Source organism: Microbacterium sp. zg-Y818 (assembly GCF_030246905.1).
Lineage (GTDB): Bacteria > Actinomycetota > Actinomycetes > Actinomycetales > Microbacteriaceae > Microbacterium.
In genome coordinates this window covers 589,444-601,332 of record NZ_CP126741.1, presented here as the reverse complement: position 1 = coordinate 601,332, position 11,889 = coordinate 589,444, and the positions used below count along the sequence as shown (strand labels likewise).

12 protein-coding genes and 1 riboswitch are annotated in these 11,889 nt (G+C 70.2%); of the genes, 9 read left to right on the top strand and 3 right to left on the bottom strand.

Translation table 11 applies throughout. The annotated features are described in order from the left end of the window. The first annotated feature begins 96 nt into the window (after window positions 1-96). From QNO21_RS02635 to QNO21_RS02605, 7 genes are all read left to right on the top strand, one after another. Window positions 97-1,107, top strand: coding sequence for a LacI family DNA-binding transcriptional regulator (locus QNO21_RS02635; protein WP_257515494.1), 1,011 nt, complete (start codon window positions 97-99; stop codon window positions 1,105-1,107). Between the two features lie 37 nt (window positions 1,108-1,144). Further along, a riboswitch (FMN riboswitch) is annotated at window positions 1,145-1,287 on the top strand. A 61-nt stretch (window positions 1,288-1,348) separates the two neighbouring features. Further along, window positions 1,349-2,419 (top strand): bifunctional diaminohydroxyphosphoribosylaminopyrimidine deaminase/5-amino-6-(5-phosphoribosylamino)uracil reductase RibD, encoded by a 1,071-nt coding sequence (gene ribD, locus QNO21_RS02630; protein WP_257519605.1) that lies wholly within the window; start codon window positions 1,349-1,351, stop codon window positions 2,417-2,419. Next, the gene (locus QNO21_RS02625) at window positions 2,419-3,063 is read left to right on the top strand and encodes a riboflavin synthase (protein WP_257519606.1); all 645 of its coding nucleotides are present in this window, start codon (window positions 2,419-2,421) and stop codon (window positions 3,061-3,063) included. The genes ribD and QNO21_RS02625 overlap by 1 nt, the downstream gene beginning before the upstream one ends. Beyond that, a complete protein-coding gene (ribA, locus tag QNO21_RS02620; protein WP_257519607.1) occupies window positions 3,060-4,334 on the top strand; it encodes a GTP cyclohydrolase II in 1,275 nt (424 codons plus the stop codon). Before QNO21_RS02625 ends, ribA begins: the two co-directional genes overlap by 4 nt. Beyond that, window positions 4,331-4,807, top strand: coding sequence for a 6,7-dimethyl-8-ribityllumazine synthase (gene ribH / locus QNO21_RS02615; RefSeq protein ID WP_257519608.1), 477 nt, complete (start codon window positions 4,331-4,333; stop codon window positions 4,805-4,807). Before ribA ends, ribH begins: the two co-directional genes overlap by 4 nt. A gap of 52 nt (window positions 4,808-4,859) precedes the next feature. Then, the gene (locus QNO21_RS02610; RefSeq protein ID WP_257519609.1) at window positions 4,860-5,213 is read left to right on the top strand and encodes a Fe-S protein; all 354 of its coding nucleotides are present in this window, start codon (window positions 4,860-4,862) and stop codon (window positions 5,211-5,213) included. 186 nt (window positions 5,214-5,399) lie between these two features. Beyond that, complete coding sequence (locus tag QNO21_RS02605; RefSeq protein WP_257517054.1) at window positions 5,400-6,845, top strand: MFS transporter; 1,446 nt, start codon at window positions 5,400-5,402, stop codon at window positions 6,843-6,845. 74 nt (window positions 6,846-6,919) lie between these two features. Here the strand turns inward: QNO21_RS02605 and QNO21_RS02600 are convergent, their stop codons facing one another. The 3 genes from QNO21_RS02600 to QNO21_RS02590 all read right to left on the bottom strand — a co-directional run bounded on the left by QNO21_RS02600 (window position 6,920) and on the right by QNO21_RS02590 (window position 9,602). After that, window positions 6,920-7,699 carry an ABC transporter permease gene (locus QNO21_RS02600; RefSeq protein ID WP_257519718.1) on the bottom strand — a complete coding sequence of 260 codons (780 nt, stop codon included), beginning with the start codon at window positions 7,697-7,699 and terminating at the stop codon, window positions 6,920-6,922. A 77-nt stretch (window positions 7,700-7,776) separates the two neighbouring features. Next, on the bottom strand, window positions 7,777-8,664 hold the full coding sequence (locus tag QNO21_RS02595) for an ABC transporter permease (RefSeq protein ID WP_257519610.1): 888 nt from the start codon (window positions 8,662-8,664) through the stop codon (window positions 7,777-7,779). Next, a complete protein-coding gene (locus tag QNO21_RS02590; protein ID WP_257515505.1) occupies window positions 8,661-9,602 on the bottom strand; it encodes an ABC transporter ATP-binding protein in 942 nt (313 codons plus the stop codon). The genes QNO21_RS02595 and QNO21_RS02590 overlap by 4 nt, the downstream gene beginning before the upstream one ends. Window positions 9,603-9,707: 105 nt before the next feature. Here QNO21_RS02590 and QNO21_RS02585 point away from each other — a divergent pair, with 105 nt between their 5' ends. Together QNO21_RS02585 and QNO21_RS02580 are read left to right on the top strand one after the other, a co-directional pair. Then, a complete protein-coding gene (locus QNO21_RS02585; protein WP_257515504.1) occupies window positions 9,708-9,923 on the top strand; it encodes an AsnC family protein in 216 nt (71 codons plus the stop codon). A gap of 28 nt (window positions 9,924-9,951) precedes the next feature. After that, window positions 9,952-11,862: an ABC transporter ATP-binding protein gene (locus QNO21_RS02580; protein ID WP_257519611.1), complete on the top strand. Its 1,911-nt coding sequence runs from the start codon at window positions 9,952-9,954 to the stop codon at window positions 11,860-11,862. Window positions 11,863-11,889 lie beyond the last annotated feature (27 nt).

Here is an 11,889-nt window from a genome sequence, read left to right as displayed (position 1 = left end):
CGCGATCAGTCTGTCGACGCGACATACTCGTTGTCAACTCGACGCCGTTTGCGTGCGGCGGGCGACGATGCGGAGACGCGGAACGTGAGGAGCGGCATGGCCACGAGCATGCGCGATGTCGCCAAGCTCGCCGGCGTCTCACCGCGCACCGTTTCCAACGTCGTCAACGACTTCGAGTACGTGCGGGACACCACGCGCGAGCGGGTGCTGCGAGCGATCGAGGAGCTCAACTACAAGCCCAACATCTCCGCGCGCCGGCTGCGCGAGGGGCGCACGCGCATCCTCGGATTCGCGGTGCCGGAGCTATCCCAGCCCTACTTCGCAGAGCTGTCCGAGCTGGTCGAATCCGCGGCTCACGCCCGCGGCTACACCGTGATCGTCACTCAGACGGCGGGCCGCAAGGACAACGAGCTGCGCATGCTGCGCGAGTTCACCTCCCATCTCGTAGACGGCCTCATCTTCAGCCCCTTCACCCTCACCGACGAGGAGTTCCACGCTGCGGCCCCGAGCGTTCCCACCGTGCTCATCGGCGAGCAGATCTCGAGCCCTCGCCACACCGGCATCGCCATCGACAACGTGCAGGCGACGACCGACATCACCCGGCATCTGCTCGAGCAGGGTCGGCGCCGCATCGCCGTGCTCGGCGCGTACCACTCCGACCTCTACCGCAGCGCACGTCTACGACTGCAGGGCTACCGCGACGCCCTCGACGCCGCCGGGGTCGCGTTCGACCCCGACCTCGTGCTGTACACCGACAGGTTCGGCCGGCAGGCGGGCCGCGACGGTGTCGCCGCAGCTGTGGCGCAGGGCGTGCGCTTCGACGCACTCGTGTGCTTCACCGACATGCTCGCGTTCGGCGCCGTGCGCGCCTTCGCCGACGCAGGCGTACGGGTGCCGGCCGACGTGGCGATCGCGTCGATCGACGACGTGCAGGAGGCGGAGTTCTCGGTGCCCTCTCTGACCACGGTCGCACCCGACAAGAAAGCCATCGCCGACACGGCCGTGGAGCAGGTGCTGTCACTCGTGGAGGAGCCGACCACCAGTCCCGGCCGCTTCGAGATCGCCTACCGTCTGATCACGAGGGAGAGCTCGGCTGGCGGGGAATGAACAGGCTGCCGCCGCGTTGACTACACTCAGGAAGAGAAACGTGCTCCGGGGTCGGTGAGAATCCGAACCGGCGGTGACAGTCCGCGAGCCCGAGCCTTACGGCAAGGGTTGACCTGGTGGAATTCCGGGACCGACGGTGATGCGACAGATGTCGCTAGTCCGGATGGGAGGAAGCACGAACGACGCCACGCGCGTCGTCGGCGGTCCGACCGTCCCCCGGAGTCTGGACCGGAGGACGAGGATGGACGCGACAGACCGCGAACGCGAGGCCATGCGCCGCGCGCTGTCCCTCGCCCTACGCGGCCCCCGCGGCGTGAATCCGCAGGTGGGAGCCGTGCTGCTCTCGCCCGACGGCACGGTGCTGGCCGAAGGGTGGCACCGCGGTGCCGGCACGGACCACGCCGAAGTCGACGCGCTGGGGAAGCTCGCTCCCGGCGCGGCGCGAGGCGCCACCGCGGTCGTCACGCTGGAACCCTGCAATCACACCGGCCGCACCGGCCCGTGCGCCGAGGCGCTCATCGCCGCCGGCGTCGTGCGCGTGGTCTACGCCGTCGCAGATCCCGGCGAGGCATCGTCCGGTGGCGCGGCCCGCCTGCGCGCGGCCGGCGTCGACGTCACGGGCGGCGTGCTGGCCGACGACGGCAGGGCGCTGCTGGACTCGTGGCTCACGGTGCAGCGGCTCGGCCGCCCCCACGTGACGGTCAAGTGGGCGCAGTCCCTCGACGGCCGCGCCGCCGCCGCCGACGGCACCAGCCAGTGGATCACCGGACCCCGCGCACGGGAAGACGTGCACCGCCGGCGTGCGGATGCCGACGCGATCGTCGTCGGCACCGGCACCGTGATCGCCGATGACCCGGCGCTGACCGCCCGACGCCCGGACGGCGCGCTGTACGACGCGCAGCCGATGCCGGTGGTGGTCGGCCGGCGCACGATCCCCCACGACGCGCGCGTCCACCGGCATCCGCGCCCCCTCATGCTGCACGAAGGCGCCGATCTGTTCGGTGGGGACGAGGATGCCGCGACGTCGCTGCTGGCGCAGTTGCGCGACCGCGGCGTGCATCGCGTCTTCGTCGAGGGCGGTCCGACCCTCGCGAGCGCCTTCCTGCGCGCAGGACTCGCCGACCAGGTGCTGGCCTACATCGCGCCCACCCTTTTGGGAGGACCGGTCACCGCGATCGGGGACCTCGCAGTGGCGACCATCGACGAGCAGCTGCGCCTGGACGTGGCCGCCGTCGAACGACTCGGCGACGATCTGCTGATCGTCGCGACCCCCCGGCAAGCCCGGGGACCGGAACAGGAAGGAACCCGCTGATGTTCACCGGAATCGTGGAGGAACAGGGCGAGATCACCGCCGTCGCACCCTCGGGCGACGGCGTGCGGCTGACGGTGCGCGCACCGCTGGCGGTGTCGGATGCCGGGCACGGCGACTCGATCTCGATCAGCGGCGTGTGCCTGACGGTCGTCGACCAGGACGGCGACCTGTTCACCGCCGATGTCATGAAGCAGACGCTCGACATGTCGACTCTCGGCGAGGCCGCGCCGGGCGTGCACGTCAACGTCGAACGCGCCATGGCCGCGCACGGGCGCCTGGGCGGCCACATCGTGCAGGGCCACATCGACGGTACCGGCGAGGTGCTCGAGGTGCGCCCGGGCGATCAGTGGCGCGTGCTGCGCATCTCGCTCGATCCCGCGCACGCCCCGCTCGTGGTCGACAAGGGCTCGATCGCCGTCGACGGCGTCTCGCTCACCGTCAGCGCCGTGAGCCCGGCCGGAGCCGACCCGGCGTGGTTCGAGGTGTCCCTCATCCCCGAGACGCTCACCGCCACGACGCTCGGCGCCCTCGCCCCCGGTCGCCGCGTCAACCTCGAGACCGACATCCTCGCGCGCCACGTGCAGCGCCTGCTCGCATTCCCGCCGACCGCCGCGGCGGTCCCGAACGAAGGAGGCTCCCGATGAGCCTTTCCACCATCCCTCAGGCTCTCGAGGCGCTGCGCGCCGGGCGGCCCGTCATCGTCGCCGACGACGAGAACCGCGAGAACGAAGGGGACGTCGTCCTCTCGGCACAACTGGCGACCCCCGAGTGGATCGCCTGGACGGTGCGCCACTCGAGCGGTTTCATCTGCGCGCCCATGCCCGGCGAGTGGGCCGACCGGCTGGATCTCCCACCGATGGTCGAGGTCAACGAAGACGCCCGCGGCACCGCGTACACGGTCAGCGTCGACGCCGCCGACCGCGTCACGACCGGCATCAGCGCGGGCGACCGCTCGCGCACTCTGAATGTGCTGGCCGATCCGGATGCCACGCCCGCCAGCGTGATCCGCCCCGGCCACATCCTGCCGCTGCGCGCGGTGGACGGCGGCGTGCGTGAGCGCGGCGGCCACACCGAGGCATCGGTGGAGCTCATGCGCCTGGCCGGCCTCGAGCCGGTCGCCGCGATCTGCGAGCTCGTCGCCGACGACGGCTCGATGATGCGGCTTCCCGGCCTACTCGAGCTCGGCGAGCGCGACGGCCTGCACGTCATCACGATCGAGCAGCTCGTGGCCTACCTCGACGAGCACGAGCCCGTGGCCTCGGCCGCGAAGCTGCCGCACCGCCGGCGCGTGAGCCTGCGGGCCGAGGCCAAGCTGCCCACCTCGCACGGTGTCTTCCGCGTGCTGGCATACAAGGACCGCATCACCGGCACCGATCACCTCGCCATCGTCTCGGGCGACCTCACCGACGAAGCGCCCCTCGTGCGGGTGCACTCCGAGTGCCTGACCGGCGAGGCCTTCGGGTCGCTGAAGTGCGAGTGCGGGCCGCAGCTCGACGCCGCCCTCGACGCGATCGAGCAGGACGGCGGCGTCGTCGTCTACATGCGCGGCCACGAAGGTCGCGGCATCGGCCTGATCAACAAGCTGCGCGCCTACAGCCTGCAGGAGAACGGCCTGGACACCGTCGACGCGAACCTCGCCCTCGGGCTTCCCGCCGACGCACGCGACTACGCCGCCGCCGCCGGCATCCTCTCCGACCTCGGGGTCGACCGGCTGCGACTGCTGACCAACAACATGGACAAGGTCGACCAGCTGCGCGCCCTCGGCCTCGACGTCGTCGAACAGGTCCCCCTGCTCGTGGGCGTGGGGCCCAACAACCACCAGTACCTGGCGACGAAGGCCGAGCGCATGGGCCACATCATCGCCAACGACGACCTCGACGGCGCCTTGGCGCAGAGCCAGGAGGCCCGCGCATGAGCGGCACCGGATCCCCCCAGCAGCACGCCCCCGTCGACGGCACCGGCCTGCGGGTCGTCGTCGTCGCCGGCACCTGGCACCACGTCATCACCGACGGTCTGATCGCCGGCGCCCAGCGCACGCTGGATGCCGCGGGGGCGACCTGGTCGCTGGTGCGGGTGCCCGGATCGTTCGAGCTCCCCCTCGCGTCGAAGGCCGCGCTCGAGTCCGGCGCCGACGCGGTCGTGGCGCTGGGCGTCATCATCCGCGGCGGCACTCCGCACTTCGACTTCGTCTCCTCCGCCGCCACCGACGGGCTCACCCGGGTGGCGCTGGACACCGGCAAGCCGGTCGGGTTCGGCGTGCTCACACTCGACGACGAGCAGCAGGGCCTGGACCGCGCAGGCCTGGAGGGCTCGAAGGAGGACAAGGGCGCCGAGGCCGCAGACGCGGCGCTGCGCACCGCCCTGCTGCTGCGGGAACTGCGGGCCTGAATCGGCACGCCGCAACCATCAGGATGCCTGAAGGTCTGGCTACACTGAGCCCATGGAACTCCTGCGGCACATCGTCGTCTTCATCCACCTGACCGGATTCGCCGTGCTCTTCGGCGCCTGGGCCGTCGAGGCGTTCGGCGGTCGCCGCCGCTTCACGTCTCTCATGACCATCGGCATGACCATCGCGGCGGTCGCCGGCCTCGCCCTCGCCGCCCCCTGGGGCATCGAGTACGACCTCAACTACGTCAAGCTCGGCGTCAAGCTCGGCGTGCTGCTGGTCATCGGCGCGCTCCTGGGCATCGGCACCGGCCGCCAGCGCAAGACGGGCGCCGTACCCTCGGCCATGTTCTGGTCCGTCGGGGTCCTGACGCTGCTCAACGCGGCCATCGCCGTCATCTGGCGCTGATCCCGCGCCGCTGCCGGGCGCGCGCCCGGCAGCGGCTTAGGATGGACCACCGTGCGACCGCGACAACGCGGACGCACACCGGTGATTCAGCGCTGAGACGCCCGCCGCACCACCCCGCTCCGGACGCCTGCCACCGGACCGTCCTACCCGGACGGGACCAACACTTGTCGACAGGCTTCCTCCTCCATGTCCTCAGCACCCGCGGCATCCGCCGTCCCCGCCAACCCCCGCTCGCGCGTCATCACCGCGAGCCTGGTCGGCACGACGATCGAGTTCTACGACTTCTACGTCTACGCGACCGCCGCCGTCCTGGTCTTCCCCATCCTCTTCTTCCCGACCGGCGACGAGACGACGGCCCTGCTGTCGTCGTTCGCGGTGTTCGGTGCCGCCATGGTCGCCCGCCCCATCGGTGCGGTGATCTTCGGCCACTTCGGTGACCGCTTCGGCCGCAAGGCGACCCTCGTGGGCTCGCTGCTGACGATGGGCATCGCGACCTTCCTCATCGGCCTGCTGCCGACCTACAACGACATCGGCTGGTGGGCGGCGCTGCTGCTGCTGCTCATGCGTCTGGCACAGGGCTTCGCCCTGGGCGGGGAGTGGTCCGGTGCCGCGCTCGTGGCCACCGAGAACGCGCCGAAGGGCAAACGCGCCTGGTACGGCACCTTTCCGCAGCTGGGCGCCCCGATCGGGTTCATCATCGCCAACGGCGTGTTCCTCATCATCAACTTCGCCCTCCCCCACCCCGACGGTCCGGCTCAGCGCTCCGCCGACTTCCTGGAGTGGGGCTGGCGCGTGCCGTTCCTGTTCTCCGCGGTCATGGTCATCGTGGGACTGTGGGTGCGACTGAAGCTCGTCGAGTCCGAGACCTTCGCCAAGGCGGAGAAGACCGGCGCGATCCACAAGTTCCCGCTGGGTGAGGTCGTCCGCCGCCACTGGCGCCCGCTCATCCTCGGCACGTTCATCATGCTGGCCACCTATGTGCTCTTCTACCTGATGACGAGCTTCACCCTGTCGTACGGCACCAAGCCGGGGCTCGAGGCCGCCGAGCAGGCCGCACTCGACGCCGGCCAAGCCTTCGACGCCGCCACGTACGTGCCGGGGCTCGGGTTCGGCTACACCGACTTCGTCATCATGCAGATCATCGGCGTGGTGTTCTTCGGCATCTTCACGCTGCTCTCAGGCCCCGTCGCCGACAGCATCGGACGTCGCAAGCTCCTGCTGTGGGTCACCGCCGCCATCGCGGTGTTCGGCCTGCTGTTCAACGTGTTCCTGCTGCCGCACGCCGACCCGAAGTTCACCGGCGCCCTCACCCAGGCGTTCCTCATCTTCGGCTTCATGCTGATGGGCGTGACGTTCGGACCGATGGGCGCCGTGCTGCCCGAACTCTTCCCCACGAACGTCCGGTACACCGGGTCGGCGATCTCGTACAACGTCTCGTCGATCCTGGGCGCCGCTCTGGCACCGCTGGTGGCCGTGGCGCTGTGGGCCGCCGCCGACGGTCAGCCGTGGCTCGTGGGCGTCTACCTCACCGGCTCAGCGGTGCTCACCTTCATCGCCCTCATGCTCTCGAAGGAGACCAAGGACGTCGAGTACGAGACCAACATCGGCCTCGGGGCCACCGGCTCACTCTGACACGACCGACAAGACGGCGGATGCCGCGGGGCCGAGGCTCCGCGGCATCCGCCGTCTGTGCATGGGGTCTGATGTCAGTCCAGGAACAGGGCCCGCATCCGCTTGGTGGTGAACACCAGCCCGACGGCGATCATGACGACGTAGTAGAGGATGTGCCATCCCATGTCGGGGCTCATGACCCCGGTGGTGAACCCGCGGATGAGCTCGACCCCGTGCCACAGGGGGAACGCCTTGACGACCCACTGCACGACCTCGGGGTAGACCGTGATCGGATACAGCGTCGAGGAGAAAAGGAACATCGGCAGCAGCACGAAGTTGATCCAGTCCATGTGCTGGAACGTCTTCATGTAGCTGGTGACCGCCATGCCGAGGCTCGCGAAGCCGAAGGCGATCAGCAGCACCGCGGGGATCGCCAGGATCGCCGTGGGGGCGAGGTTCAGCCCCAGCACCTGCATGATGATGAGGAATCCGGTGGCGTACAGCAGCCCCCGCAGCAGGGCGTAGAGCATCTCCCCGAGCGCGACGTCGAGCGGGCCGAGCGAGGTCGACAGCATCCCCTCGTAGAGCTTGCCGTAGTTGAGCTTGAAGAAGACGTTCCACGTGGAGTCGTACACCGCGCCGTTCATCGCCGACACGGCAAGCAGCGCCGGGGCGATGAAGGCGGCGTAGGGCACGTCGACGCCACCGCTGGTCTGCACATCGCCGATGAGCGCTCCCAGCCCGATGCCCATCGAGGCGAGGTAGAAGACGGGCTCGAAGAACCCCGAGAGCACGACGATCCAACTCGACGAGCGCGCGGCGAGGAGCCCGCGCTGCACGACCGCCCACGGATTGCCGGCCCACAGCGCCCGCACGCCGCCACGACGCGGCGTGGCATCCGCTGCCGTCGCCCTCTCTGCGGGCCCGCGCGTTCCCTCTGTGCGACCCACGCTCACCTCGCCAGCCTCCGTTCGAAGTAGTGCCGGCCGAGGAACCAGCCCCCGAGCGCCAGGACGAGCAGGTACGCGACGTGCACCGCGAGCATCGGCGGCACCCCGTCGCCGTAGGTGGCCGCCCGCCCGAGCTCGGTGGCGTGCCAGAGCGGCGAGATCCAGCCGATCCACTGCAGCCAGCCCGGCAGCTCGCTGAGCGGATAGAACGTCCCCGAGAAGAGGAACATCGGCATGAAGATGAAGCGCTGCACGAGCGCGAACTGGCCCTTGTCATCCTCGATCGACGCGGCGTAGGCCATGACCGGGATGCCGAAGGCGAGTCCGGCGGCCAATCCGGCGAAGATCGAGAGCCAGCCGGTCGCCGGGTCGGGCACGGCGCCGAAGAGCCACAGGAAAAGGTAGTAGAGGACGACCGTCACGACCATGCGCGCGGCGGCACCGGCGACGACTCCCGCTGCGATCTGCGCGGAGGCGATCGGCGACGCGCTGAACCCGTAGAAGTAGCGGCGCCACTTGAACCCGGCCATGACGGGGTAGGTGAACTCCTCGGATGCCACGGCGATCGCCGCCGTCATCAGAAGCGCCGGCGCCACGAAGACGAGGTAGTCCACCTGCTGTCCGCGGTCGGTGATGGGCGCGTCGATGAGGGCCGCGAGCCCCACGGCCATGCCGAGGAGGTACAGCACCGGCTGCCCGAGGGCGCCGATCACGATGGTCCAGCCGTAGGCGCGCATCGCCCGCACCATGTGCTCGGTGACGTACCAGCCGCCGAAGCGCCGGGGCTTGCGGCCCCACTGCATCGCCTCGGCGCGCAGCTGCGCCAGTGATGGGTTCTCGGCCACCGCGGTCTGCGGCTGCGGAGCCTGAGGATCGCTCGGTGTCGTCATTCGATCAGCGACCTTCCCGTGAGCCGTAAGAACACGTCCTCGAGCGACGAGCGACGCACGAGGCTCGTGATCGGCTCGAGGCCGGTCGCAGTGACCCGCTCGAGGGCGGCTTCGCCGTCGTGCGCGTAGATGAGGATGCGGTCGGGCAGCACCTCGGTGCGCTCGCCGATGCCCTGCAGCTGCGCGGCCACCTGCTCATTGCGACTGGAGCCGAAGCGCACCTCGAGCACCTCGCGACTGGAGTGCTCACGGATGAGCGACGTGGGCGTGCCCTCGGCCATGATGCGGCCGTTGTCGACGACCACGAGGCGATCGCAGAGCTGCTCGGCCTCGTCCATGTAGTGCGTCGTCAGCACGAGGGTGGTGCCCCGCTCCTTCAGACGGAAGAGGCGATCCCACAGCACGTGGCGGGCCTGCGGGTCCAGGCCCGTCGTCGGCTCGTCCAGCAGCAGGATGCGCGGGTCGTTGATGAGGCCGCGGGCGATGGTGAGCCGGCGCTTCATGCCGCCGGAGAGCTGGTCGACCTTGCTCTTGGCCTTGTCCTGCAGCTGGGCGAAGGCGAGCAGCTCATCGGCCTTCGCTGCGCACACCTTGCCCGGCAGGCCGAAGTAGCGACCGTAGATGTAGAGGTTCTCGCGGGCGTTCAGCTCGCCGTCGAGGTTGTCCTGCTGGGGCACGACCCCCAGGCGCGACCGGATCTCGGGTCCGTAGCGGTCGGGGTCGAGGCCGAGGATCTGCAGGTCGCCGCTGGTGCGGGTGGACACCGCGCCGATCATCTTCATGGTGGTGGACTTGCCGGCGCCGTTGGGTCCGAGAAGGCCGAACGACTCCCCAGGCGCTACCTCGAACGACAGCCCGTCGACGGCGAGGAAGTCGGGCTTTCCCTTGGAGCGGTAGGCCTTGACGAGGTTGTGGGCGGCGATGACCGGTTCTGGCACCGCACCACAGTAGCGCCGCCTCCAGACATCGACGACGCCGAACGTCAACATACGTTGACCCCACCCCGGCCGTCAACTATTGTTGACCCGTCGAAGGAGCAGACCATGAGCGCAGACGACATCCGGACGCTGATCGGCACGCCGGGCGAGCGCGAGCCGATCGCCGAGCTGCACCGCCTCACGGCGGTGCGCAAGGAGCTCTCGCGTGCGGAGGAGGCGCAGGTGCGGCGGGCCCGCAACCTCGGATTCTCCTGGCAGGCGATCGCCGCAGCCCTCGGGGTCAGCAAACAAGCAGTGCACAAGAAGTACGGTCGACGATGAACCCCCACGCATGAACGAGGTATCAGACATGTCCTCCCCCGCTCCCTCCCGCGGCCGCGCTGGCCGCCGCGCCACCACCGACGGCCCCCGCGCGAGCCTGAAGCAGCTGCTGCCGTTCCTGCTGGAGCACAAGCGCGTGCTCGTCGTCGTGGCGGTCCTCAGCGTGCTCGAGGCCCTCGCGACCCTCGGCCAGCCGCTCGTGGTCGGCCAGGTGATCGAGCGCGTGCAGGGCGGCGAGATGCTCGGCATGCTCGTCTGGGTGCTGGTGGGGCTCGTCGTGGCATCCTCGCTGATCGGAGCCTGGCAGCACTATCTGCTGCAGCGCACCGGCACCGCGGTGGTCTATTCGAGCCGCAGGCGCCTCATCTCCCGGCTGCTGCACCTGCCGATCCGGGAGTTCGACGCACGGCGCACCGGGGACCTCGTCTCGCGCGTGGGCACCGACACCACGCTGCTCTACGCCGTGCTCACGCAGGGGTTCGCCGACTCGATCGGCAGCGTCCTCATCTTCGTCGGCGCGATGGTCGCGATGCTGCTCATCGACCCGCTTCTGCTGTTGCTCATCCTCGTGGTGATCGCCGCCTCGGCCACCGTCGTGGGGCTGCTCAGCGGCCGCATCCGCTCGGCCACGCAGGCCCAGCAGCAGAAGGTCGGCGAGCTGTCGTCGGGGGTGGAGCGTGCGATCGGCTCGATCCGCACGATCCGCGCGGCGGGTGCCGCCGAGCGCGAGCAGCAGACGATCGACGACACCGCGCGCGGCGCGTACGACGCGGGGGTGCGGGTCGCGAAGGCCTCGGCGCTCGTCGTGCCGGTGGCGGGCGTTGCCCTGCAGGTGTCGCTGCTGGTGGTGCTCGGGGTGGGCGGCTTCCGCGTGGCCTCCGGAGCCATCTCCATCGCCGAGCTCGTCACGTTCGTGATGTTCCTCTTCTTCCTCGTGCAGCCGCTGGCGTCGTTCTTCGGCGCCATCACCTCGGTCAACCAGGCCCTCGGCGCCCTGGGCCGCATCCAGGAGGTGCTGGATCTGCCGGCCGAATCGGACGACGACGCCGCGATCTCGGCTGCCGCGGCCGCGCCGTCACCTGCGGATGCCGACGGCGCCGCGCCCGCGATCGAGTTCCGCGACGTGCGGTTCCGTTACCCCGAGGCGGTCGTCGCCGCCCGGCGCACCGCAGAGAGCGAGGCGCTGCGGACGCTCGCCGACGCGCACGTGGATGCCGCGGCGGTCGAGCTGATCGACGACGACGCCGCCGCGGGCGACACAGACGTGCTGCGGGGGGTCTCGTTCACTGTGCCCGCCGGCGCCCGCGTGGCGCTGGTCGGCCCGTCCGGCGCGGGCAAGAGCACGACGCTCGCCCTCATCGAGCGGTTCTACGACCCCACCGATGGCGCGATCCTGCTGCACGGCCGCGACATCCGCACCCTCGACCGGGCCGAGCTGCGCGCGCAGCTGGGCTATGTGGAGCAGGACGCGCCGACGCTGGCCGGCAGCATCGCGGACAACCTGCGGCTCGCGTCGCCTTCGGCATCCGACGACGAGTGCGAGCGGGTGCTGCGCAGCGTCAACCTCGGCGACGTGCTCGAGCGCAGCCCGCTGGGTCTTGACGCTCCCGTCGGCGAGGCCGGTGTCATGCTCTCTGGTGGTGAGCGCCAGCGACTGGCGATCGCGCGGGCGCTGCTGGCGGCGCCGCCGATCCTGCTGCTCGACGAGTCGACATCGTCGCTCGACGGCCTGAACGAGCAGCGCATGCGTGAGGCGATCGATGCGGTGGCCACCGGCCGCACGCTCGTGGTCATCGCCCATCGCCTCTCGACCGTGGTCGACAGCGATCACATCGTCGTCATCGACCGCGGCCGGGTGGTGGGCCAGGGCACGCACTCCGAGCTCGTCGCCTCGACCCCGCTGTACCGGGATCTCGCGAAGCACCAGCTGCTGGTGTGAGCGGGGAGCGCCCACACCGCGGGCGCA

Bases quoted from the DNA above. Each gene is read 5' to 3' on its own strand.
- QNO21_RS02635 (WP_257515494.1), top strand. From the start codon at position 97: ATGGCCACGAGCATGCGCGATGTCGCCAAGCTCGCCGGCGTCTCACCG.
- ribD (WP_257519605.1), top strand. From the start codon at position 1,349: ATGGACGCGACAGACCGCGAACGCGAGGCCATGCGCCGCGCGCTGTCC.
- QNO21_RS02625 (WP_257519606.1), top strand. From the start codon at position 2,419: ATGTTCACCGGAATCGTGGAGGAACAGGGCGAGATCACCGCCGTCGCA.
- ribA (WP_257519607.1), top strand. From the start codon at position 3,060: ATGAGCCTTTCCACCATCCCTCAGGCTCTCGAGGCGCTGCGCGCCGGG.
- ribH (WP_257519608.1), top strand. From the start codon at position 4,331: ATGAGCGGCACCGGATCCCCCCAGCAGCACGCCCCCGTCGACGGCACC.
- QNO21_RS02610 (WP_257519609.1), top strand. From the start codon at position 4,860: ATGGAACTCCTGCGGCACATCGTCGTCTTCATCCACCTGACCGGATTC.
- QNO21_RS02605 (WP_257517054.1), top strand. From the start codon at position 5,400: ATGTCCTCAGCACCCGCGGCATCCGCCGTCCCCGCCAACCCCCGCTCG.
- QNO21_RS02595 (WP_257519610.1), bottom strand. From the start codon at position 8,664: ATGACGACACCGAGCGATCCTCAGGCTCCGCAGCCGCAGACCGCGGTG.
- QNO21_RS02585 (WP_257515504.1), top strand. From the start codon at position 9,708: ATGAGCGCAGACGACATCCGGACGCTGATCGGCACGCCGGGCGAGCGC.
- QNO21_RS02580 (WP_257519611.1), top strand. From the start codon at position 9,952: ATGTCCTCCCCCGCTCCCTCCCGCGGCCGCGCTGGCCGCCGCGCCACC.